The following is a 24,025-nucleotide window of genomic DNA, read 5'->3' as shown; positions in this document are numbered from 1 at the left end:
TTTCATGGTTAAATAAGTTTATTATAAAGATATATTTTTTGAAACACTGAAGTATAATTCTATTAAATTTTTTTGACTTTTTACAATTAAAAGATGATGATGGAATTTATCACCATTTTCACTGAGTTAGAAATTCAAATATTGACAAAAACCATAAGTAATGAAATTATCAAAGGTCTACAAAATTATTTCAATTATCATAATTTTTGTATTACCATTCTTACTTTACAGTAGAAGCTAAGAACTTAAGAAAGCCAAAAAAGAAAACAAAGAGACAGAAGAGATCCTTCAGTAATGTTCTGATCGCTATTATAAAGAAATTAGAAAATAGGGAATCTTGACAATAGGCAAGCTTTTGAATATTTATATTATAACTTTTAGGAGTGTTCTTGCAAATATATTTTTATCTCCTCCTCTGAAATATTATCAAACTCTTTACTAAAATCAGTCATGGTGAAACCCATTCCTTCAATTATACTTATTAATGTGATAGCTTTAGGAGATGTATGTCCATTTAAAGTATCATTGACTGTAGCTTTACGTAATAAAGCATTTGAAGCAACTCCGTGATAACTATAAACAATTTTATTACCCTTAATTTCTTTTTGGAGTTTTTTACCATTCTCTAAAAGCTTTTTTAAGGATAAAATTATTTTAATCTTGTAAATAGTTTCTTCAGTATTCACAAGTGCAATTAACAATTTCAAAAAAAAAATATCGTTACGCTATGCCGTACCGATATTATTTGTATATTTGAAATTATTGTTGACAGATAAATTATTGTTTGTTAACTTTGCGATACTTCAAAGAATTTTAGAAGCTATTGCTTAGAATCTCGCTATTGAAAACTGGTACTTTAAAGCAACGAGAGGATAAGTAAGCGGCTCACGACCTAGGCGTGGGCTCTCTTATCTGTTGCACGGTATACCAGTACCTCAATAGTGGATAATGTAGAGTACCCACGCCGTCTTTTTTCAATGCTGTTCGCTTTATCTTTACATAAAAAACCTAAGCCCGCTTCCTAAACATAGTATCAGACTACACGATACAATAGGAATGTACAACCTATTGCGGCTTTAAAAAGCTTACACGGGAACACAGATTTCATTCATATTAAATTCTTTCCGGTGCCCTGCGGTCACTGCTTACAAAACCTCACCAGTCCATTTTCATACCAAAGGGCATCAGGAAAGTCTTTATCTAAAAAATGAATCAAGAAACTACTCAACTTAAAATCAGAAGAAAGAAAAAAGCCCCTTCCCATAGCGTTTGGAGACCTAGGGAAAGAGCGTAGTTCAGTAATTAATCTTTAAAAATTAAAAACCTTTACAAATCTATGAAAAATTCCTATTACCATATAGGAGGCATTTTCTTTGGGCTCATGTTTACCGCTGTAAGCGTTACTGTAAAAGCCCAGACACGCACCATTTCCGGTACAGTAACCTCATCAGGTAAACCACTCTCAGGAGTTATAATCTCCCAAGAAGGCAGTGATCAGGTAACCATGACCGGCAACAACGGAACCTATACATTACAGGTTTCAGCAGAAAATCCCATCCTATTGTTCAGACACCCTGATTATGCAGAAGAAAAATTCACCGTTACAAATCAGACCGTCGTTAATATCAGCTTAGAACAAAAAGTAAAGGGAATCGAAGAAGTTATTCTCAACGCTGGCTACTACAAGGTTAAAGATAAAGAAAGAACCGGTAGTATTGCCAAAGTTTCAGCAAAAGATATAGAAAACCAGCCTGTCACCAACGTACTGTCAGCAGCACAGGGAAGAATGGCAGGAGTCAGTATCACCCAGAATTCAGGAACTCCCGGCGGGGGATTTGATATTCAGATCAGAGGCAGAAATAGTCTTCGGACCCGAAGCAATTCTGTCATTGATGGCAATCAGCCGCTTTATATTATTGATGGTGTTCCGGTGGGTACGGGAATCAGTTCCTCTTATGCCGGAAGTATCCTTCCCAATGCAGATATCAATCCACTGAACAGCATCAATCCTAATGATATTGAAAGTTTCGAGATCCTTAAAGATGCAGATGCTACCGCCATCTATGGTTCAAGAGGTGCTAATGGAGTAGTGCTGGTGACCACCAAAAAAGGAAAAAAAGGAAATTTAAAACTGACCCTGAACTCTTCCTATGGTCTGAGCCATGCCATTTCAAACCTCAAAATGATGAATACTGCTCAGTATCTTGACATGAGAAAACAGGCATTTGCCAACAGCAATATCTCTGTCTATCCTGCTAACGCCTACGACATCAACGGAACATGGGACCCCAACCGTTATACCGATTGGAGAAAGGAACTGATTGGTCATTATGCGGCTTTGTCAAATACCCAGCTTTCACTCAGTGGGGGAAGTGAAAATACCAATTTCCTGCTCAGTCTCGGTCATAATGAACAAACCACGGTGTTTGGCAGGGATTTCAGGTACAGAACCAATACCGTTTCAGGAAACATCAGCCACAGGTCTGCTGATCGAAAATTCAGTTTTAACTCATCCAATATTTTTACCGCAACAGACAATAACCTGATTACCTCTGATGTGACAAGACAGTCGTATATTCTGGCTCCCAATGCGCCCGCTCTTTATGATGCGGAAGGTAACCTTAACTGGGAAAACAATACGTTTACGAATCCCGCAGCGGCTTTTGAGAATTCCTATTCCAATAACAATCTGCAATTCCTTAACAATATCAGTATGGAGTATGAAGCTTTTGACAACTTTAAGCTCAAACTCAATGGTGGTTTGACCTATCAGACTTTTGAAGAATGGTCACTTCGTCCGAGTACGGCGTATAGCCCTTCTGCTGGAGCAACACCTCTCAATTCCATGTCTTCAAAATCCAACCAGAACAGACTGTCTATGGTGATAGAACCCCAGATAAGCTGGATGTACAGAGCAGGTAAACATAAATTTGATATCCTGGTGGGAGGTACTTATCAAAGAGATGTTTCAGACCGAGGTGAAATTCAGGGGTCTGGTTTTGAGAGTAATGCCTTTATCTATAATATAAGTGCTGCAATCAATAAGGTCGTCCTTGACCAGATCAGTACTGAATACCGATACGGTGCTTTTTTCGGCAGAATCAACTATCAGTATGATAAAAAATACATTCTCAACATCACTGGCAGAAGAGACGGCAGCAGCCGATTTGGACCCAATAATAAATATGCAATATTCGGTGCTGTTGGGGCCGCATGGTTGTTTTCGGAAGAAGATTTTATGAAGAACATTTCATGGCTCAGTTTTGGAAAGCTGAGAGGAAGTTATGGTTCATCGGGAAGTGATAATATCGGGGATTACCAATACCTCGATACCTTTGCTACGGCTAACCTCATCTATAACGGTAGTACAGGACTGGCTCCAACAAAACTCTACAATCCTGATTTCAGCTGGGAAAGAACGATCAAAACAGAAGCTGCTCTTGAACTAGGTTTGTTCAACAACAGGCTTAACCTAAGTGCTGCGTATTACCGAAACCGTTCCGGAAATCAATTGGTAGGCTATCAGCTTTCCTCAGTAACGGGATTCAGCAGTGTGCTGGCCAATCTGGATGCTGTTATTCAGAATACAGGATTTGAATTTGAGGCCAGCGGAGAAATTATCAATAAGAAAAATTTTTCATGGAAAAGTTCTTTCAATATCACCATTCCCCGAAACAAGCTGATTTCCTTTCCGGGACTTGAAGGTTCATCCTATGCCAATACTTATGTGATCGGACAGCCTGTGAACATTGTTAAACTCTACCAGCTTCAGGGGGTAAACCCCAATACCTTGGTCTATGATTTTACCGATTTCAATAGCGATGGAAAGATCGCATCACCGGATGACAGGCAGGTAATCAGAAACCTTGGACAGCAGTTTTACGGAGGACTAAGCAATGAATTACGTTACCGAAACTGGAACTTTTCTTTTTTGTTGCAGTTTGTAAAGCAACAGAGCCGAAACTATAACTCAGCAATGTCTTCTCCGGGCATCATGGCGAATCTCCCGGTAGAGGCATTGAATGTATGGTCGCCTTCGAATCCCAACGGACTTTATATGCCATACCGCTCCACGTCTAATTCTTCCCATAGCCTTTTTCAAAATAGTGATGCCAGTGTTTCTGATGCTTCATTTATAAGGCTTAAAAATGTGCAGCTTACCTATAATCTCTCTTTGGACTCAGGTCTTTTCAGGGAAGTAAAGCTTTATTTTCAAGGGCAGAACCTCTTGACGTGGACGAAGTTCTTTGGAATTGATCCCGAGATGACCTCTTTTGGCTTTCTGCCTCCTTTGAAAACGTATTCATTGGGCATTCAGCTTACGCTGTAATGCTTAATTGCAACCAAAGACCGTCACATTATTTAACCCAATACAAAAACAATGAAATCAATATTCAATAGTATAATAATGGCAGTACTCATTTATCTGATGAGTAGTGCCATATCGTGTGAAAAAATGCTGGAAGTGGAATTGCCTGACAATCAAATGTTGTCAGAAACCGTCTTCAGTGATACTCAGACTGCCAACGCCGTATTATCTGGACTGTATGCAGGATTGTGGGAATCATCACCTGTTACGGGTGATCAAAGCGGAAGGCTTTTGGGTCTCTATACTGATGACCTGACCTATTATGCAGTCAGTGCAACCAATGGACTGCCTGAATTATCCAATAATACACAGATTGATTCCAATCAGTTTGTAAGTTCATTCTGGAATGCTGCGTATCAGAAAATATATGTCAGCAATTCTATACTTGAAGGGCTTAAAGAAGCGCATAATATTCCGGAAGCTGATAAAGCAAGGATAAAAGGGGAGACCCTGGTTATCCGCTCTTTGCTCTTTTTCTATGTTCAGCAGGTTTATGGAGATATTCCTTTTCCTGTGACCACCAACTATATGATCAATCAGAGCATTTCAAAAACACCTTCTTCAGAAGTACTGATGAGAATTGAATCTGATGTGAAGGAAGCTATTGAACTGCTTTCTGATACGTACCGAAATAATGAACGCATCTATATCAATAAAAAAGCAGCGCAGCTTCTTTTGGGTAAAGTTCAGATGCAGCAGCTGAAATGGGCAGAGGCCGAAGCCACCTTAAAAACAGTTGTTCAGAGTCCGCTGTACCAGTTTCAAAATGATATCACGAAAGTTTTTCTTAAAAATGGCAGCCATATTATCTGGCAGCTTAAACCTAAGAACAATGGGGATGCGGTAAGGGAAGCAACGATTTATTATTTTGTTAATGCTGCTCCAACCTCTATGGCACTTTCCGCATCATTAATCAGCGCATTTCAGAATGGAGATCTTAGAAAGCAAAATTGGATGGGAATGGTTACAGTAGGAGGGAACACCTGGTATAGAGCGGAAAAATACAAAGTAAGGTCTGCCAACTCGACAGAAAATTCCATCGTCTTCAGACTGGAAGAAGCCTATTTGCTTTTGGCAGAGGCTCTGACACAGCAAAATAAAATGTCAGAGGCCCTACCGTTTATTAACCCGATCAAACAAAGGGCAGGACAGCCATTGCTTGGTAGCTCTGTTACACAACAGCAGCTTCTCGAAGAAATCCTAAATGAAAACAGAAAAGAGTTTTTTACAGAAATGGGACATCGGTTTCTTGATTTGAAAAGAGCTGGGAAGCTTAATGAATTGCAGCAGACTAAACCCAACTGGCAAGATAAACATAAAGTATGGCCACTTCCACAACAGGAACTGCTGCTCAATGCCAATCTGAATCCTCAAAATTTAGGGTATTAATGAGAGTTTATTGTTTAATTATTCTACTGTTTTCTCTGCATTGCTTTAATGCACAGAGGTCGATTAAGGAATTGGACCAGTGGATATCGCGTTTCTCAACGATGATAGGTCAGATGAAGGTATCCGAAGATCAGCGATTCGTTTTGGTGACTAAAATGTACGCGAATAATTCTGATTCAGTTCTTGTGTTTGATCGCCAATCAGCAGTCATTCCATCCGATACCATTTTAAAAAAGAGCAACATCAGTTTTCTGAACAATTATACGGTCTTTGCTTCAGGAGTAGGCAGGGCTGAATTAATTGAGCTGAAATCCAGAAAAAGAGAAATTTATGATAGTGTACAGCGATGCCATGTCAATGAAACCCTGAAGCAATATGTCATATTGGGTACTGATAAAAACCTGAAAATCTATAATGTCAAAGGAAAAGTGCTTCACCATGAGCCAGGAACATTGAACTATACTATTTCGGAGCAGGGAAAGGTTTATATTCTTGCTGAAAGGGGAGGATTTCATAAAATATTGAAATGGAATGGAAGCACTATGAAACTGCTTTATTCCACTGCAAATAACATTGTTGCGATGGATCTTTTAGAATCAGAGAGATTTATTGTTGTAAAGGAAAAAGAAAAAACAGATTCCAATGGAAAGATTAGGATAAGATTGTTGAGAGTATCAGACGGGCGGCTGTTTCATAACAACCGGATCAGTCTAGGAGATGCCCAAAACATGAAATTAACTGAAGCAGGTCATTCTGAAACTTTTTTGATTGATATTTCCGTCAGGAACCTCCCCGAGAAAATTGGAAAACTTGAAATATGGTATGGAGGAGACAAATATCTGCGCAATAAGGGCCAAGGGCTGATTGAGCATCAGTATATGGTATGGAATGTTAAAAATAATCAAGCTCATTCAATCCCTCCCAAATCAATGCAGGTTTATGTAGCGACAGACAATCCACGTTATTTTTGGACCTATAATGTCAGGGAGGACAATGATTACCGTGGATTCAGAAGCCTGAATGTATATCGATATGACCTTTTAGAAAACAAATCTGAACTTGTTTTTGAGAATGCCTCAGAAATGGTCATAGGAAAGGACAGTCGTTACACCATTGGATTTCTGATGTATAAGAATCAATGGATGGTATACGATCATCTGTTAGAGCAGACAAAAATGATCGATTATAATGGAATACTAAACTATCCTATCTTTATGCCGGATGGCAGCTTGCTCTTTACAGCAGGAGACCGACTGATCAATTATCATCTGGAAACAGGTATGGTAAAAACAGCATTTAAACAAGAGAACAGCAAAATCAGCTTTTATGAATACAGTGGGAAAATGATTCATCAGATGGAGTCTTTTAAGATAACACGACGAACTATTGAAATGTCTCAGCCGTTGATGCTGCATATCAGGAGAGAAGATCATAATGATTCCGGATATTACTCTTTTTATAAAGGTAAACTCAAAGAAATGCTGCCCTACACCAGCAACAGGATCAAAATGTTCTCATATAAGGGCAAGCATGATTTAATGTATTCGATCGAAGAAAACTACAACATGTCTCCACGGTTGTACAGCAAAAGCAAGTCATCAGGTCAAAATAAGGTACTTTATACAACCAACCTTCATGATAAAGAAGCGATAGACCTGCAGCAGGATGTTATTTCATACACCAACACTAAAGGTAAGGACCTGAAAGGAGTTCTATATTATCCCATTAAATTCGACAAGACAAAAAAATATCCTTTGGTGGTACAGATATACAGTATTCAGCATGATGAATTCAACAAATACCTGTATCCCGCCTGGGGACCCAGTGGATTCAATATTCGACTGCTTCTTGAGAACGGTTATATGGTTTTCCAGCCAGATATTATTTCTGACAACAGGGGGCCGGGAATTTCGGCGCTTGATTGTGTTCATTCCGGACTGGATGCGATTCAAGGAAATGTAAATATTGATTTCAGACGCATGGGTTTGACAGGACACTCATTTGGTGGTTATGAGACCAACTTTATTGCTACTCATTCAGAAAGGTTCACAGCCTATGTCTCGGGGGCAGGTCTTAGTGATATTATGAATACTTACTTTTCATTTAATGAACTGTTTAAAATAGCAGACTATTCAAGATTTGAAACCGGGCAGTTTTCAATGGGAGTTTCTTTTTCAGAGGATAAGGACCTGTATTATAAAAATAATCCCATCAATTTTATTGAGAAAGTCAACGCACCTGTATTGCTTTGGGCAGGTAAGAAAGACACGAATATTCCGCCAACGCAAACCATGAGCTTTTATATGGGATTATTAAGAAACAGAAAAAAGGTGGTGGCACTGATGTATGCAGATCAGGAACACACCTTCAAGAAAAGTTCCGAAGACATCAGGGATCTTAATACTAAAATCTTAGAATGGTGGGACTATCACCTGAAAAGCCGGAAAGATATAGAATGGATCGATAAAGAAATGAAAAGGGACGCAGAATAGCGTCCCTCATTTAGTTCATACTTTATACAATGCACTAAGGAATTTTATAAAGTGGTGTTCCACACATCGTGCCTGAACCGATTCTATGCAGTTCAACGCTGGTATCCAGTGCCCATTCACAGACATCACCGGAAACGATATTGCTGCATTCCTGATCAGCATCCTCACATTGGAACTGACCACCACCTAAGCTAACAATTCTGTAAGCCGGTTCTAAAGCTCGTGTACTCTTCTTTGCCACCATGGTGGCAAAAGCTGACCCTGTTCCCAGTGCTACTAGGATGACAGGAAAAAGAATTTTTTTCATAATAAAAAAATATTTGATTTGCTGCCTACTCTGAAACACGGTTTTCGGCTTCCCCGTTTTTAAAATGTTTTTTCAGGGGCTGGGTAAGTTTATATTGTACCAGCTGATTTCCAATAATTGCGTACAAATGCTCATCAGTGACTCTAAAATCTGACATGCTGTTATTTTTAATATTGTCGATGTACATGCTGCCAATATATTCCTGAGATGCGGTACTATAGATATCGATAACTTTGCTTGCCTTCCACCTGTCTAAAGATTCATGTCTCCCTCTTAATTGAGCAGGGTTAAATAACAGGCCTCTGTATATGATCGCATGTCCATTGACTTTTAATGCAGGTTTAGACATTTTAGATTTTCCATTGGATAGCGATGTTACTTTAATCTGTGCGATTTTAGTCGTATCAATAGTTCTCCATCTGTGAATAAGCTGCATTGAATGGTTCATGACAAGAAACTGGTTTCTGTAACTGTAGATATAGCTGACAGTCGGTCTTATAGGATCAGATGAAAGATAGCCGTCGGAATCAAAAAAACCATCCAACTGCTTTTCAAGTAAATCAGGATGCAGTGTCACCTGATTTTTGCCATTTTGATTGATTAAAATAGTTCCTAGCGTTAAATTCCTGGTTTGAGATGAGAGGGTGCGAATGGCAATTTTATTACTGTCAATAATTTCAAGCTGGCTAAAGAATGCATCGTTAAAACTGATTACTTTGTTTTTTGCATCACCTAATTTGCCTTTTAATATGATGGGTACATTTCCATCATAGATATAATAATGGTGATCTTTAACTTTAATCTCTATTTTTTTAAATGGATATTTGCTGAGTTCCAGATCAATCTTTTTATTTACAGCTTTTTTTAAAAGTGAATCAACTGCTAATAAATTTTGAGGGAGGCTTCGGTTAGCTAAGTAAAGCTCTTCATTTTTAGCACCAGCAAAATAAAATGAATGGTTCTCCAGATCCATACTTTTTACTTTTAAAATAGGATGCATCAGAAACCTTCTTGTAAAATTGTTTTCCTGTTTTATAATGTATTCTGACTTAAAAAACAAAACAATGACAAGAATACAACTCAAAATATTGGAAATCCCTAAGATCAATGCTGTTTTACGGTAAGTCTTATGATTTGCTCTTCCCATGATGAGAACAGATAGACCTCCTATAGCTACACAAAGAATATTAAAAATCAGATGTTCAGTCCATCCCATTTTTTCCAAGATCCCTCCACAGGAACAAGGAACAAAGTCACTGTAATTTAGAATGAGAAATATATAGATCGTAAATGCTGACATTAAGGCAGTTGATAAATATAATCCGATTAATCTCCTGCTTGGAGAAGTTAATAATAGTACAATAATTAATTCTACAATAATAACAGCATAAGAAATAATACCTGCATAAGCACTTACTAAAGGTGACTGAGCAATCTGTACTTGAAAGTTTTCAAAATCAAGCAATTTGCTCACACTTGCATACACAAACAACAGAATAAAAAAGCAGGAAACAGTTTTGATAAAGATATTTTGTACGTTTTTCATGGTATGTCATTATTGGGTTTAACAGACCTGAACCAGTCTCCATTTGATTTTCCATCCGCAATATTCAGGCATCGGTTCACCCTTAAAGAGGGTCACAGTTGTTTTGAAATTCCCCATACTTTCCCAGATGCCACTCTTTGGACATGGTAAGCCTGTAACAACTGTTATGGAGGTATGAGGAATCATATTTTTTTGTTTTTAATCCTGAGTAAGCCGCCAATTATCACCGTCTCTGACAGGAGGATCTTTTGTTCCAGGATCTTCAATGACTTCTATGGATTTAGCAGAATCCTGTTTCATTACTAAGTCATTTAGTGTGGGCTCTGATTTTTCAATATATTCACTATTTGAAATCATATCTTCATCTCGATGGGTGCAGTTTTGTAGACAAACTGCTACGATGATTATGCTAAAAAATGGGATAAACTTTTTCATTTTGATAATTTTAATTGGGTTATCCCGGCCGGATTATATTAGAATTCTGATGTCAAAATTATCCGGCTTATGAGCTAAAAAAAACTGTTATATGGCTCTATTTTAAAATTGTTACGTCTCAATTTTAAAATTACTACATGAGAATATCAGAGTTTAAATGGCTGTATTTGCATGTTTTACAGGATTTTTGTTTTTCTGTTATTTAATTCATTGAAATTTGATTTATTTAAAACATAAATGTTTATTTTTGAGATGGTGAGGTTCTAAATATCAGTCTATGAAAAAGTTTTATTGCTTTCTCATCTTATTTCCTGTTTTTTCACAATTTTTATTTTCACAAAAGAAAGAGGAAAAAACTTTCAGTGAAATTAGAAAGCCTTATGAAAAAATGGCAATAGATGACATTCATGCAATGCCTTATGTAAAACTGTACATTAAAAAAGCAAAAAAAGAAAATAATTTTTCAAAGCTGATTCAAGGGTATAGAGATGCAAGACAGTTTGACTATCAAAACAAGATGAAGTATGCTGACAGTGCGCTTACTGTCAGTTTGCAGCATGGAAGCCAAGATGACATCAGTAAAGAATATTTAAGCAAGGGAATCATCTATTATTTTTATCAAAAAAAATTTAAGCTGGCTTTAAATGAATACATTAAAGCCTATACGTATTCAAAAGGCTCAAAAGATGAGTACCATAGGTATAAAGTCCTTTATCATTTAGGAATTGTAAAAAGTCATTTGGGCTATTATGATGACGCCATGAAGCATTTTCTTGAATGTACTTCATTTTACAGGTCAAAGCTGAATAAAAGCCATCATGAAAATGAACAGTTTAACTATGAGAAGGCGTATCTCAACTGCTTACATCAATTGACTGTCCTCAACAGATATCTGCATCATTTTGCCAAGAGTGATAGTTTAAGCAATTTAGGTTATCGGCTAACTGCCGATAATAGTGATTTTGTACTTGAAAAAAGCTATTTCCTAAAATGCATCGGAATTTCCAGATTTCATCATAAAGATTATGTTGGTGCTCAGGATCACTTGCAAAAATCTTTACCCAATATTCTAAAGAGAAATGATTTCGCCTGGGCTTCTGTAGTATATTATTATCTGGGTAAAACGTATGAAGTACAGGATAATATAAATAGGGCTGTAGGATGTTATAACAAAATAGACTCTATTTTCAATAAACATGATTTTATACTTCCAGAGGTCTATAAGAGTTATCACTATCTTATCAATCATTATAAAGATAAGGACGTCGAAAAGCAACTGTACTATACCAATCAGCTTTTAAAGGCTGACAGTTTAATCAGTAAAGATTTTCCCTATTTATCTTTGAAACTTCATAAAGATTTTGACCGACGTACACTGATGGATGCAAAAGAAGAAATGGAGAGATCCAGTACTAAAAAAATAGTATTGGCTCAGATACTTATTGCTTCAGGAAGTGTAGTTCTTGGTTTTTTTGTTGTCCGGTATCGAAGAGATCAAAAGATAAAAAAACAATATCAGCTTCTTCAAAAGAGAATTGCTGAAGGAAGATATAATATGAATGATATTGTAAGAGAAGAAATGATAGAACTGCCTGTAAGAAAGACCTCTCTTACCCCGGAAATGGCTTTAGAAATAAAAGAAAAGCTTGAGAAGTTTGAGCAGGAGCAACATTTCAAAAAGAAAGGGATTACGCAGAAAAGTATTGCTTTAAAGCTGGGAACCAATTCCCACTATCTTTCGGTTTATATCAATGAACAAAAAGGGATGAATTTTAATAAATACATGGCTGAACTGAGAATTAATTATATCACTAATCTACTTAATACCAACAATAAATATTTAAATTATACTATCGAGGCGCTGGCTGATGAATGTGGTATAGCGGCACGCCAGAACTTTTCAAACCTGTTCTTTGATATCAATGGGATAAGACCTACTGATTATATAAAGAATCGGAAAAAGGAACTGGGTATTAGTTGATTAAGTCGTGCTTTAGGTAATTTTTGTAAATTCCTTAAAAAAGGACATGGTAACAAAAACAATTTTTAAAAGAGCTTCGAATTTATTGGAGGATCTGGACCTAAAGATTAACGAAGTCAATGCTGACGGAAATGATCTGATCAAAATTTCAGAAAAGGCATTACTTATTATTGATGAGTCGATAAGGAAATTAAAACTTTTGGTTTCCAACCATCATTTTGATTATATTGCTGAAGAAATATTCTTTTTTAAAAAACTGAAACCGCAGTTTATTGCAAAATTTATTTATTATTCAGCAGTACTGGATATTGAATCTCATAAGCCGGCTGCCGGAAATAAGACTTTAAAAAAATATTATGAAGCAGAACAGGAAAAATTGAAAGACTTTTATTTGGAGCATTCTGAATTTTACAGTTACTATAAACGGGAAGCAACCTATCTTGATCATAAAATATTTGTTCGCAATTCCTACGACCTAAAAATGAAGCTATCATCCGGATTTTATAACTATGATCCAAGCTTTACGACCTCACATGACCATATGATCGCCAGATTTATTTCCAATCAGCAGTTCGATCAGTATTTAAAGAAGCAAATCGAAAATTCGAATGATACCTTTACGGCAAAAGTATTTTCTCCTTTGAGCTGGTCGGGATCAAAGGTCGGTCTTATAGAGCTTATCTATGCACTTTACCAGATGCGTTGTTTTAACGGTGGTAATATAGAGTTAAGCGAAGTCATAAAATTTACAGAAAAGTCATTGGATTGCGATTTAGGCAACTTTCATAAAACCATCTTTGAAATTCGTAACCGAAAACAGGGACCAACCAAATTCCTTCAATTGGTGAGTGACAATTTGAATCAATATTTTATGAACGGTGATGCTGAGTAACATAAATACAAACAGAAACCTCAAATCGTATGGTATTTGAGGTTTCATTCTTTAATCCGAGTTCAATAAATGTTGCAAATCAGGATCATTTTTTATTCGATCCATTTCATCTGTGATGATATTGAGAATATCTGACTTAATTTCTCTATAATTATCTTGAATCTGCCTGGTCATACAATCATTCTCGTCTTCATCAATAAAGGATCGGATCTGCGGTATCTGCTGAAAGCTTTTCATTTCTTCAGAAAGCTTAACATTGTCTACAACAATCTCGGAATGAAAAATCTTCTGCTGAATCCTTTCATCAAAGTTATCAGATACAGCACCGACAAAAAATCCCTGGGTTAAGGTAGAGATCTTCGAAGCAGGTATCAAACTGTCCAATTGGGTAGAAATGGAGGTGGAAGTATCGTTCCTATTGATGGATATACTTTGTCTTTTTTGCAGTATTTTTCCAAAACGTTCGGATAAGGTTTTAGCTGTTTCCCCCACTACCTGTCCGCTGAAAATATTTCCGACCGTATTCTGAATCACTTTACTTTCCTTGTCTCCATAATCTCTTGTCAGCTGGGAAAAATCCTGAAACCCAAGACATACAGAAACTTTATTACTTCTGGCAGTAGCAATTAAATTATCCAGGCCTCTGAAATAAATAGTAGGCAACTCGTCAATTATGATAGAACTTTTTAACTGTCCTTTTTTATTGATCAGTTTAACAATTCTCGAATTGTATAGCCCAAGAGCAGAAGAATAGATATTTTGACGATCAGGATTATTTCCAACACACAGAATTTTAGGCTCATTGGGGTTATTGATATCCAAAGAAAAATCGTCTCCGGTCATTACCCAATATAATTGTGGTGAGATCATTCTTGACAAAGGAATCTTAGCCGATGCGATTTGCCCCTGCAACTGATCCTGTGCACCCCCTTGCCATGCATCCATAAAAGGAGATAGGTAATTCTCTAATTCAGAGTAAGAGGTTAATATCGTAAAGACCTCTTCATATTTTTTGTTCAACAGCTCTATAGCGTGTGGAAAAGTGCAGTATTTACCGTTTTCATAAATTTTAAGAAACCATATGATGGCAGCTAGCAGTATGATAGGACTCTCAACAAAGAAATCGCCCTGTTTCTGAATCCAACTTCTATTAAGGTTCAGCATAATAGTGTAAGCCGCTTCATATGCATCTGAGATATCTGTCATAAAATTAGGATTTAAGGGGTTACACCGATGGCTTTTTTTGGGGTCGTCAAAATTGATGATATAGAATTTCGGCTTTACGCTATAAGCATCAGAATGATTGAGAAGATGGTTGTACGCAATAGTAGACAAATCATCAAATTTAAAATCATAGATATACATGGAAAATCCTTTTTCAATATGTTGTTTGATATAGTTGTTGACAACAGCATAGGATTTTCCTGAACCTGGAGTTCCTAAGACAATGGTGGCACGAAAAGGATTGACTACATTAATCCATCCCTGATGCCACTTCCCTTGATAATAGAATTGTGTAGGAAGGTTAACAGAGTATTCATTATAGAGTAATTGGGTTTCCTGCTGAAAGCTTTCATTCTCATTGTTAAAAACATCCGTCATTAAGTTATGCTTCAGAAGGCGGCTTATCCAAACCCCTGCCTGCATCAGAAGAATGTATCCGGATCCAGTAGATAGAATATAAAGCATAGGAGTAAAGCTGTTGGCAGATTGTAAGAGGATTGCGTTTAAAAAGAATAAGACAAAACCAATAGAAAAACCAATACTAATTTTTTTCCAAGTGATCTTTTCATTTTTGACTCCCTTCGTTCCGAGGCAACTCAAAGCCAGTAAAACTATTGCGAACAGCTTAGAATAAATAGGTTGAGAAAAAAGGCCTGCGGTCTTATTAAAATTATAAAGAATCTTATTGATGAGTTCCAGTGTCCATTGTTGATGTGCAAAAAATCCATAACAAAACCAGTACAGATGCATTAGTATTAGAATAATGCTTACCGCTCGCATAAACGCCATGATTTTGGCAAGTCCTCTTAAATCGTCTTCACCCTGCATATTACCTTTTAGAAGCATAAATACAGGATTACGTATTCTCAAATATAAATGAGGCGTTGCAAGCATGCGTTGTCTGCCTTTGGCTCTTTGAGCATCGTTATTAGACCGTTTTTACAAAAGAAGATTATTTTTTATCTTCTTTTTCTTTGTCTCTTTTTCATTTGTGATTCAAAAATTTGTTCCTCTTGATCCTCATGAGGACCTGAAGACAATAACCCGCTAAAAAATCCGTCAAATACTTCGTAGCTGTTATTGATGAAGAAATGTTCTGAAGATTTTTCAAGCGATATATCATTGTTAGAACTATTATATGAATTGGTTTTAGGCTTTGTTTCTACCTCATTCCACAGTGTATTGAATGAGTTGGCTGATAGTTCTTTACTCAGCTGTGAGCCATTCCAAACAGATTTTGAGTTATGGTCTATAAATGTGATTCCGTAGATCCTTCCCTCATCATTCTTTCGTATGACCGTAGCGATTCCCTGTTCCAAAAGTTGAGACTTAAAAGAAGCTTCCGATTTACTCGTGCTGAGAGCTGTTTCAATAGTTCTTTTAAGAATGAATTTTGAAGGATTATTTTTCATTTTTACTTTAGATTTTTCAATAAGTACCTGAATATTTTCTACTCCTGCATACTTACCAAAAAGGGATGATTTAAAAGGACTGCTTACTTTTTTCCCATTTTTATCCGTTGCAAAATAGACCATTCCTTTTCTCATTTTACCATGAAGCTCTCCGCTAATTTCTTCAACGGAGATATTGAATTGAGAGAGTAAAGCGTTATATGCACCTATACTTTGAATGCTGTAGGTTTGAGGTATATGTCGTAGTATCGAGGATAATTGTGTTTTGATATACCCTTTAGTATAATCTACAGGTTTAAAAATAGAGTTTTGATTTAAATTTCTATTCTCACCAGCAATTTTTAAGTTGTATTGTTTTTCCAATTTCCTGCAGACTTCCATTGATCGGGAGTGATCATAGCGATCTGATATTTTCTTTCCATCGATCTGGACACAGGTGGTCACAATATGAATGTGAGTTCTATCAATATCCGTATGTTTAAAGACAACATAGGGTTGGTTGCCATAACCCATTTCCTGCATATATTGCTGAGCCATTTCCCGATAATCTTTGTCATTAACCTTATCTTCAGGATCAGGATTAAGTGAGAAATGTCTTACCGGTTTTTCAGTTTTGTTATTGGCAATCAAATAGGGTTCAAAGTACTGATGAAAAAATTTAACTGAATAAGGTCGATCCCACAAATCAGGAATCTTATTAGTAAATAAAACCGTTCCTTTTTCGTTGTCTACCTTCTGTTGATTGTAGGTAAGAGCACCCCATAGGTTTTCACCTTTTCCAATTTTAGCGATCATTATTCGGAAGTTTTTTGAATATGATTTTGCTCAAATTCTTTTGTGAGTTCGATAATCTTTTTACAAATTAAAGCTAGTTCTCTGGTATGATTTTCCAGTTTAAAGAGATAGAAAGAAGCTTTTTTCTCCGTGAAATTTCGATATAAAATTTTTACTATCTGATTATAATTGTTTCCAATCGACTGGAATTGGTAGAAGAATTTAGTGAGTTGACTATGATAATCCATTGTTGAAACATCCACTTTTACAATTTTTAATTCTTTCTGAAACAAAATTGTTGTAATAAATTTCGCTTTGCTGTTTATTCCGGAAGCCTCATATAAATTTAAAAACTTTATATTTTCTTCATCCTTAAGTCTAAATACATATCTGTTTTTACTTGGATTCATCTTGGGCTTACGCCCGCCTTTGCTTTTTTTATTTACATCCATTGCATTTAATTTAATATTAGTAAAATCACGACTTTGGAGTGGTTTTTAAAGCCCCAGCCAGGGCAAGTTGTTTTGAGGCACGAAAAAAGTTATGAGGCACTCAAAACATAACTTGCTCCTTTCGGGTGAAAGGAAATTCCAGTAAAGACCTCCTTAGTCTTCTGAAACAAAGTAAACCACAATCATTTGTAGGGACAATATTAGAAAGAAAGTCAAAGACAGTCACTTAAAGCCAAAAACGACCATTAAGAATATTTCGAAGAAGAAATCGTATTCATTTGTATCAGATTGAGGGCGGGATTTCCTGACTGCAGATCTGATAGAAATCCTGAATAGTGGAAATCCAGTATGCCAGCCTTCCGGAATTCCAGCCGTCAAGATAGTCTATGTGAAAGATAGTCTTCCGGAAAGCAATTTTTCAGTATTGCAGGATGAACGGCATTCAACCAGAACTGATTGAAATCAATAAAGCTTTCAGGAAATCTGGCCGGTAGTACTGAAAGGAGTACGGGAACCTGATATATGTATTGCCCAGGGGCTATCAATCAGCCTTTCTTCACAATTATGTATAACCAAAATTAAGCAAAATGAAAACAAAAAAACAACCTACCATTATTGCATTTTCCACCCAAAAAGGAGGCGTGGGAAAAAGCACTTTTACATCACTTCTAGCAAGTATTCTTCATTACCGGATGGGGTATCAGGTCGCTGTATTTGACTGTGACTTTCCTCAGTACAGTTTACTCCAGATGAGAGAGCGGGATTTAAAAATGGTGATGCAGAATGAGATTTTAAAAAAGATCGCTCACAAACAATTTACGAGTATTAATAAAAAAGCGTATCCCATTTTCCAGAGTAAAGCCGATCAGGTTTTAGAGGATATAGATGCTTATGTTGAAGGATCTGAAACAATTCCTGATGTTATATTTTTAGATCTACCGGGAACTGTGAATACCGCCGGGATTTTAAAAACTTTGACGAAAGTCCATTATATTTTTTCACCCATTACTGCGGATCGTGTTGTGCTGGAAAGTACGTTAAGTTTCACCGATGTTCTAACTAATGTGTTGATGAAAGAAACTCAAACGGGAATCCGGGCAGTCCATCTTTTCTGGAATCAGGTGGATGGAAGAGAACGGACGTTGCTCTACAAAAACTACAGTAAAGTGATTTCAGATTTAGGGCTGCCACTTATGGAAACAAGCATTACAGACAGTAAAAGATTTAGAAAGGAAGGAGAGGCTATTACAAAGACTGTTTTCCGATCGACTTTACTGCCTGCAGATCCTAAATTGTTGGCTCAGTGCAGGCTGGATCAATTTGTAGAAGAATTTTTAGGAATTGTAAAACTATAAGAGTATGGAATATGAAAAAAATAACAATGATGATAGGGGGATCGATGAACAATATCTGATGTCCATTATGGCAGGAAGTCCTAAGAAGGAAGTTATTTCAAAAACTGATGATCCTCCAAAGGAGAAGGGTGAAGCAAAAAATAAGTTGAAGAATAAAAAAACATCAGATTTAAGTTATGTTGAGCAGTTTCTTACTCATCATACCATGACTAAGCGGGGTGATAAAAGTATCTATATCCGTCCTGAATATCACGAGCGCCTCTCACGCATTATTCAAATCATTGCCGATGACCAGATTTCTCTGTATGCTTATCTGGATAATATACTGGCGTATCATTTCGAAATGTTTGAAAAGGAAATTACTGATGATTTCAATAAAAAATACCGTCCCATTTTTTAATATCATTTTATGGAAAAAATAATCATTACAGGTTTATTAATCGCTATCATTCTAATTCTTCTCGACAGAAGATTCCCAGTCAATGTCCGTGCGAAAGATAGGGGTAATACTAAGAAAAGTTCTCCACCGATAATGGGAGATATTAAGCAAACAAAAAGAAAAGGTTGGCCAGTTGAAGCCACTGAAAGCCACCTTGAATTTACTTCATTAGCAGAAGATAATTTTGAATCAGAAACCAGAGACGGGAAAGCTGAGGATGTAACCGAGAATAAAAACCTTGATGATATTCTAATCAAGGATAATTGGGGGCAGGAGGAAGAGGATTGGAAGTATCAGGACTCTAATATCGAAAGCGGGTTTGCTACAGGGGTTACCTTTCAGGAATTGAGTACTGCGGGTCAGCTGTTACAGCGGAAAATGCTGGAACCTGATTTAGAACAGCAAGCAGTTGCTATAATTCAAAAAATTCATGGGACCGAGCTTTTTGATCTTTTGGAGAATTCGTTGGGGGAGGCTTCGAAGCGTATTTCAAATTTGTTAAGTCAGAGCATTTCGAATGATGTTCAAGGCATATCTTCCAGTTACAAAGATGGTGTTGAAGGTTTCGATATTGGGGAGTTTGTTTAGGCAAATTCCCCTTTTGTTATTAATAAATTTCAACTAAGATCTGTTATCAAACAATTCATGCAGTTTTTTCTGCAGAACCTTTTTGTCGGGAAGCTGCGTTTTGTATTCAGAAACCATTGTCGGAGAAAGACTTCTACTCAGCGCATATTCTACTACTTCGCTGTCTTTGTCTTTACAAAGCAGTACGCCGATGCTTGGATTTTCGTTCTGACGTTTAACATCCCTGTCCAGCGCTTCCAGATAAAAGTTAAGCTGACCCAGATGTTCGGGTTTGAATTTATCTGCTTTCAGTTCGAAAGCGACAAGGCATTGCAGCCCCCTGTGGAAGAATAAAAGATCGATATAAAAATCAGAATTGCCGACCTGTACTTTGTACTCTTCGCTGATAAAAAGAAAATCCCGTCCTAACTCCAGGATAAAATTTTTGATCTGCTCAATTAAACCTTTTTGGAGATCATTTTCATTGAATGTTTCAGGCAGATTTAAAAAGTCAAATACATAGCTGTCTTTAAATGTATTGACTATATCAGCGTTAGTTTCTCTCAACACTGTTGAGAGTTTTGAATTTCCAATCATCGTTCTTTCAAAAAGGCTGCTGGATATCTGTCTCTCTAACTCCCGGAAGCTATAATTTTCCTGTTTGGTCAACTTGATATAAAATTCCCTTTCCTCGATTGATTTACATCTGGAGAATATGGACAGATTATGAGACCAGCTGATTTCTCTCAACAGTGTTGAGATTTTTGGAAATTCCTTGTAAGTTTCATAAAACTGCTTCATTCTCCAAAGATTCTTATCCGAAAAACCTTTTAGTTCAGGTTCATGAGTCTGGATAAACTGAGAAAGTTCTTTAACCACAGATTGTCCCCATTCACTCAGCTCTACCTTTTTGCTGATATACTCACCAATATTCCAGTATAGATCGATGAGTTCCTCATTGACTTTTCTTATCGCATTGTTACGAGACTGTTTGATGAGCTCAATAATATCTGTGAACCTTTTATCCATGATTTCTCTTTTTTGAAATTCCTTACAAATTTACAATTATTTATACAGGAATTCTGACTGACGCACGGTTCTTTAACTGCCAAAAGATTCCATCCACTGCCATTCCTGTTATTGAGTACCTAGACTCGGACATCTTTGTCATCAAGCCCGTAAAGTGCGGGTTTCATAATCAAAAATCTATTCATTATGAAAAAACAAAGAAAAAAATTGCTGTACGCAATCTTAACATTCGTAACAATTAATTTGGTATTTGGTCAAGGTAATGGTTCAGCCGGAATCAATGAGGCTACACAGATGGTCACTTCTTATTTTGAGCCGGCTACCCAATTAATTTACGCCATAGGTGCAGTAGTAGGATTGATTGGAGGAGTCAAGGTTTACAACAAGTTCAGCAGCGGTGATCCTGACACCAGTAAAACCGCTGCCAGCTGGTTCGGAGCATGTATCTTCTTAATTGTTGCCGCAACCATTCTTCGTTCATTCTTCCTTTAAAATATTGACTATGAATACCTATCATATCAATAAAGGAATAGGAAGGACGGTAGAGTTCAAGGGACTTAAAGCACAATACCTCTTTATTTTCAGTGGAGGACTCTTAGGAATATTGATCTGTGTCATGATTATGTATATGGCAGGCGTCAATACCTATCTGTGTTTAATTCTTGGAGGAATCAGCAGTGGACTTCTTACCTGGCAGACTTTCGCACTGAATAGAAAATACGGTGAGCATGGTCTGATGAAAATGGGTGCTCAAAAAAAGCATCCAAAATATATCATCAGTCGAAAGAGTATCTATCGCTATGTGAAAACCAACCGTAAAAGAACAGGAGTATGAGAAATTCTTCCAAAGCAGCAACCTTGGAAAGCAAATTTCCATTGCTGGCTATTGAAAATGATTGTATCATTTCAAAAGACGCTGATGTGACCATCTGCTTTAAGGTCAGACTCCCCGAACTGTTTACCGTTGCTTCCGCTGAGTATGAAGCCATGCATTCCGTTTGGTTCAAAGCGATTAAAACACTCCCGGATTTCACCATTGTTCACAAACAGGACTGGTTTATCAAAGAAAACTACAATCCTGATTTGTCAAAAGACGACCAGAGTTTTCTTTCCAAATCATTTGAAAGACATTTCAATGAGAGACCCTTTTTAAATCATTACTGCTACCTCTTTATAACGAAAACCAGTAAGGAGAGAATGCGGATGCAGAGCAACTTTTCATCACTCTGTAAAGGAAAACTGATTCCAAAAGAGATCAAGGACAAAGAAGTCATTGGTCGTTTTCTTGAAGCGGTCGATCAGCTGGAGCGGATTATGAATGATAGTGGTTATATCCATCTGGAAAGGATGACAGAAGATGAGATAGCAGGAACTTCCGAGAGGTCAGGACTACTGGAACAGTATCTGACTCTGTCCCGTGAAACCCATCCGTCATTGCAGGACATCAAATTAGGCTCAGAAGAAATGCGGATTGGTAACAACCGGATTAGTATGCACACCTTATCGGATACGGAGGATTTACCAGGCACTGTCTCATCACATAGTCGGTATGAGAAGCTAAGCACCGACCGCAGTGATTGTCTTCTGTCATTTGCTTCTCCGGTAGGGCTTCTGCTTAATTGCAATCACATTTATAATCAATATCTGTTCATTGACAACAGTGACGAGAATCTGAGCAAGTTTGAAAAAACTTCAAGGAATATGCATTCTCTGGCAAGGTATAGCAGAGCGAACCAAATCAACAAGGAATGGATTGAGAAGTATTTGAATGAGGCTCATTCTTTTGGACTGCAATCCATCCGTGCTCATTTTAATGTGATGTCTTGGTCGGACAATCCTAATGAATTAAAGCAGTTAAAGAATGATACGGGAAGTGCTTTGGCTTTAATGGAATGTAAACCCCGTCATAATACGACAGATACAGCAACATTATATTGGGCAGGAATTCCGGGTAATGCAGGAGATTTTCCTAGTGAAGAGAGCTTTTACACATTTATTGAACCTGCTTTGTGTTTTTTCACAGAAGAGACCAACTATCAGGATTCACCATCACATTTTGGGATCAAGATGGCTGACCGCCTAACGGGAAAGCCTATTCATCTAGATATTTCGGATCTGCCGATGAAGCGGGGAATTATTACGAACAGAAATAAGTTTATTCTCGGACCTTCAGGAAGCGGTAAATCCTTCTTCACCAATCATATGGTACGACAGTATTATGAGCAGGGTGCTCATGTACTTCTTGTAGATACCGGAAATTCCTATCAGGGATTATGTGAACTCATTAAAGGAAAGACCAAAGGAGAGGACGGGGTTTATTTTACTTATACCGAGGACAATCCTATCGCTTTCAATCCATTCTATACTGATGACGGCGTTTTTGACATTGAAAAAAGGGAGAGTATAAAAACCTTGATTCTGACTCTTTGGAAAAGAGACGATGAACCACCAACCCGTTCAGAGGAAGTGGCACTCTCCAATGCAGTCAGCGGATATATCGAAAGAATTAAAACCGATGACCAGCATCCTTCTTTCAATGGGTTCTATGAGTATGTCAAAGATGACTATCAGAAAGTATTGGAGCAAAAGAAAGTCAGGGAAAAAGACTTTGATATTGCCAACTTTCTCAATGTGCTGGAACCTTACTATAGAGGAGGAGAGTATGACTATCTGCTCAATTCAGAGAAGCAACTGGACTTGTTATCCAAGCGTTTTATAGTCTTTGAAATCGATGCCATTAAGGATCATAAAATTCTGTTCCCTATTGTGACCATCATCATTATGGAAGTCTTTATCAATAAGATGCGAAGACTCAAAGGAATCAGAAAACTCATCCTCATCGAAGAAGCCTGGAAAGCCATTGCCAAGGAGGGGATGGCTGAGTATATCAAGTACCTGTTCAAGACCGTCAGGAAATTCTTCGGGGAAGCCATTGTAGTAACTCAGGAAGTAGATGATATCATTCAGTCTTCGATTGTGAAAGAAAGTATCATTAATAATTCGGATTGTAAGATTCTTCTTGACCAAAGAAAGTACATGAACAAGTTCGATGATATTCAGGCGATGCTGGGATTGACTGACAAAGAAAAGTCACAGGTACTTTCGATCAATATGAACAACGATCCGCGAAGATTGTATAAAGAAGTCTGGATTGGACTGGGCGGAACGCACTCAGCAGTCTATGCGACCGAAGTTTCTACCGAAGAATATCTGGCTTATACTACAGAAGAAACGGAAAAGATGGAAGTGATGAATCTTGCATCAGAGCTCGACGGCAATGTCGAACATGCCATCAAGCGGATTTCTCTCAAGAGAATCAAATCGAATACAAAAGACCATTAAATCATTTAAAATCTTAAAAC

General features: G+C 37.1%; 20 protein-coding genes. 11 read left to right on the top strand and 9 right to left on the bottom strand.

What is annotated here, in order from left to right; translation table 11 throughout:
• Positions 1-377 precede the first annotated feature (377 nt).
• Positions 378-686, bottom strand: a complete 309-nt coding sequence (locus tag ACM6F9_RS17980; RefSeq protein WP_414846979.1) for a hypothetical protein — start codon at positions 684-686, stop codon at positions 378-380.
• Positions 687-1,336: 650 nt separating this feature from the next.
• Here ACM6F9_RS17980 and ACM6F9_RS17975 point away from each other — a divergent pair.
• The 3 genes from ACM6F9_RS17975 to ACM6F9_RS17965 all read left to right on the top strand — a co-directional run bounded on the left by ACM6F9_RS17975 (position 1,337) and on the right by ACM6F9_RS17965 (position 8,250).
• Positions 1,337-4,330, top strand: a complete 2,994-nt coding sequence (locus ACM6F9_RS17975) for a SusC/RagA family TonB-linked outer membrane protein (protein WP_414846978.1) — start codon at positions 1,337-1,339, stop codon at positions 4,328-4,330.
• A gap of 78 nt (positions 4,331-4,408) precedes the next feature.
• The gene (locus ACM6F9_RS17970) at positions 4,409-5,758 is read left to right on the top strand and encodes a RagB/SusD family nutrient uptake outer membrane protein (RefSeq protein WP_414846977.1); all 1,350 of its coding nucleotides are present in this window, start codon (positions 4,409-4,411) and stop codon (positions 5,756-5,758) included.
• Between the two features lie 113 nt (positions 5,759-5,871).
• A complete protein-coding gene (locus ACM6F9_RS17965; RefSeq protein WP_414846976.1) occupies positions 5,872-8,250 on the top strand; it encodes an alpha/beta hydrolase family protein in 2,379 nt (792 codons plus the stop codon).
• A 34-nt stretch (positions 8,251-8,284) separates the two neighbouring features.
• Here the strand turns inward: ACM6F9_RS17965 and ACM6F9_RS17960 are convergent, their stop codons facing one another.
• The 4 genes from ACM6F9_RS17960 to ACM6F9_RS17945 are packed head-to-tail and all read right to left on the bottom strand — an operon-like array spanning position 8,285 to position 10,538.
• On the bottom strand, positions 8,285-8,596 hold the full coding sequence (locus ACM6F9_RS17960; RefSeq protein ID WP_002980950.1) for a hypothetical protein: 312 nt from the start codon (positions 8,594-8,596) through the stop codon (positions 8,285-8,287).
• Entirely contained in the window at positions 8,583-10,103 is a 1,521-nt protein-coding gene (locus ACM6F9_RS17955; RefSeq protein WP_414846975.1) for a DoxX family protein, read from the bottom strand. The genes ACM6F9_RS17960 and ACM6F9_RS17955 overlap by 14 nt, the downstream gene beginning before the upstream one ends.
• A gap of 18 nt (positions 10,104-10,121) precedes the next feature.
• Positions 10,122-10,289: a hypothetical protein gene (locus ACM6F9_RS17950; RefSeq protein ID WP_164466612.1), complete on the bottom strand. Its 168-nt coding sequence runs from the start codon at positions 10,287-10,289 to the stop codon at positions 10,122-10,124.
• Between the two features lie 12 nt (positions 10,290-10,301).
• On the bottom strand, positions 10,302-10,538 hold the full coding sequence (locus ACM6F9_RS17945; RefSeq protein WP_414846974.1) for a hypothetical protein: 237 nt from the start codon (positions 10,536-10,538) through the stop codon (positions 10,302-10,304).
• Between the two features lie 277 nt (positions 10,539-10,815).
• Between ACM6F9_RS17945 and ACM6F9_RS17940 the strand changes: the two genes are divergently transcribed.
• Both ACM6F9_RS17940 and ACM6F9_RS17935 read left to right on the top strand, forming a co-directional pair.
• Positions 10,816-12,519 (top strand): helix-turn-helix domain-containing protein, encoded by a 1,704-nt coding sequence (locus ACM6F9_RS17940; RefSeq protein ID WP_414846973.1) that lies wholly within the window; start codon positions 10,816-10,818, stop codon positions 12,517-12,519.
• Positions 12,520-12,565: 46 nt separating this feature from the next.
• Entirely contained in the window at positions 12,566-13,411 is an 846-nt protein-coding gene (locus ACM6F9_RS17935) for an RteC domain-containing protein (RefSeq protein ID WP_414846972.1), read from the top strand.
• A gap of 51 nt (positions 13,412-13,462) precedes the next feature.
• Here the strand turns inward: ACM6F9_RS17935 and mobC are convergent, their stop codons facing one another.
• From mobC to mobA, 3 genes are all read right to left on the bottom strand, one after another.
• Positions 13,463-15,463: a conjugal transfer protein MobC gene (mobC, locus tag ACM6F9_RS17930; protein ID WP_414847166.1), complete on the bottom strand. Its 2,001-nt coding sequence runs from the start codon at positions 15,461-15,463 to the stop codon at positions 13,463-13,465.
• A 131-nt stretch (positions 15,464-15,594) separates the two neighbouring features.
• Positions 15,595-16,842, bottom strand: coding sequence for a conjugal transfer protein MobB (gene mobB, locus ACM6F9_RS17925; RefSeq protein WP_414846971.1), 1,248 nt, complete (start codon positions 16,840-16,842; stop codon positions 15,595-15,597).
• Positions 16,842-17,273, bottom strand: a complete 432-nt coding sequence (gene mobA / locus ACM6F9_RS17920) for a conjugal transfer protein MobA (RefSeq protein ID WP_414846970.1) — start codon at positions 17,271-17,273, stop codon at positions 16,842-16,844. The genes mobB and mobA overlap by 1 nt, the downstream gene beginning before the upstream one ends.
• 587 nt (positions 17,274-17,860) lie before the next feature.
• Between mobA and ACM6F9_RS17915 the strand changes: the two genes are divergently transcribed.
• From ACM6F9_RS17915 to ACM6F9_RS17905, 3 genes are read left to right on the top strand one after another with little or no spacing between them, the layout of a single operon-like run.
• On the top strand, positions 17,861-18,628 hold the full coding sequence (locus ACM6F9_RS17915; RefSeq protein WP_414846969.1) for a ParA family protein: 768 nt from the start codon (positions 17,861-17,863) through the stop codon (positions 18,626-18,628).
• A 4-nt stretch (positions 18,629-18,632) separates the two neighbouring features.
• Positions 18,633-19,028, top strand: a complete 396-nt coding sequence (locus ACM6F9_RS17910; protein WP_034692228.1) for a DUF3408 domain-containing protein — start codon at positions 18,633-18,635, stop codon at positions 19,026-19,028.
• A gap of 9 nt (positions 19,029-19,037) precedes the next feature.
• A complete protein-coding gene (locus ACM6F9_RS17905) occupies positions 19,038-19,655 on the top strand; it encodes a hypothetical protein (protein WP_414846968.1) in 618 nt (205 codons plus the stop codon).
• Between the two features lie 33 nt (positions 19,656-19,688).
• Here the strand turns inward: ACM6F9_RS17905 and ACM6F9_RS17900 are convergent, their stop codons facing one another.
• Positions 19,689-20,663 carry a PDDEXK nuclease domain-containing protein gene (locus tag ACM6F9_RS17900; protein WP_414846967.1) on the bottom strand — a complete coding sequence of 325 codons (975 nt, stop codon included), beginning with the start codon at positions 20,661-20,663 and terminating at the stop codon, positions 19,689-19,691.
• Positions 20,664-20,849: 186 nt separating this feature from the next.
• Here ACM6F9_RS17900 and ACM6F9_RS17895 point away from each other — a divergent pair, with 186 nt between their 5' ends.
• From ACM6F9_RS17895 to ACM6F9_RS17885, 3 genes are read left to right on the top strand one after another with little or no spacing between them, the layout of a single operon-like run.
• On the top strand, positions 20,850-21,155 hold the full coding sequence (locus ACM6F9_RS17895) for a DUF4134 domain-containing protein (RefSeq protein ID WP_002980936.1): 306 nt from the start codon (positions 20,850-20,852) through the stop codon (positions 21,153-21,155).
• A 10-nt stretch (positions 21,156-21,165) separates the two neighbouring features.
• Positions 21,166-21,498: a DUF4133 domain-containing protein gene (locus ACM6F9_RS17890; RefSeq protein ID WP_414846966.1), complete on the top strand. Its 333-nt coding sequence runs from the start codon at positions 21,166-21,168 to the stop codon at positions 21,496-21,498.
• Entirely contained in the window at positions 21,495-24,005 is a 2,511-nt protein-coding gene (locus ACM6F9_RS17885; RefSeq protein ID WP_414846965.1) for a TraG family conjugative transposon ATPase, read from the top strand. Before ACM6F9_RS17890 ends, ACM6F9_RS17885 begins: the two co-directional genes overlap by 4 nt.
• The last annotated feature ends 20 nt before the right edge of the window (positions 24,006-24,025 follow it).

It is taken from the genome of Chryseobacterium sp. IT-36CA2, from assembly GCF_949767875.1.
Classification (GTDB): Bacteria; Bacteroidota; Bacteroidia; order Flavobacteriales; family Weeksellaceae; genus Chryseobacterium.
The sequence above is the reverse complement of the archived record's forward strand: the minus strand, read 5'-3'. Positions and strand labels throughout refer to the sequence as shown.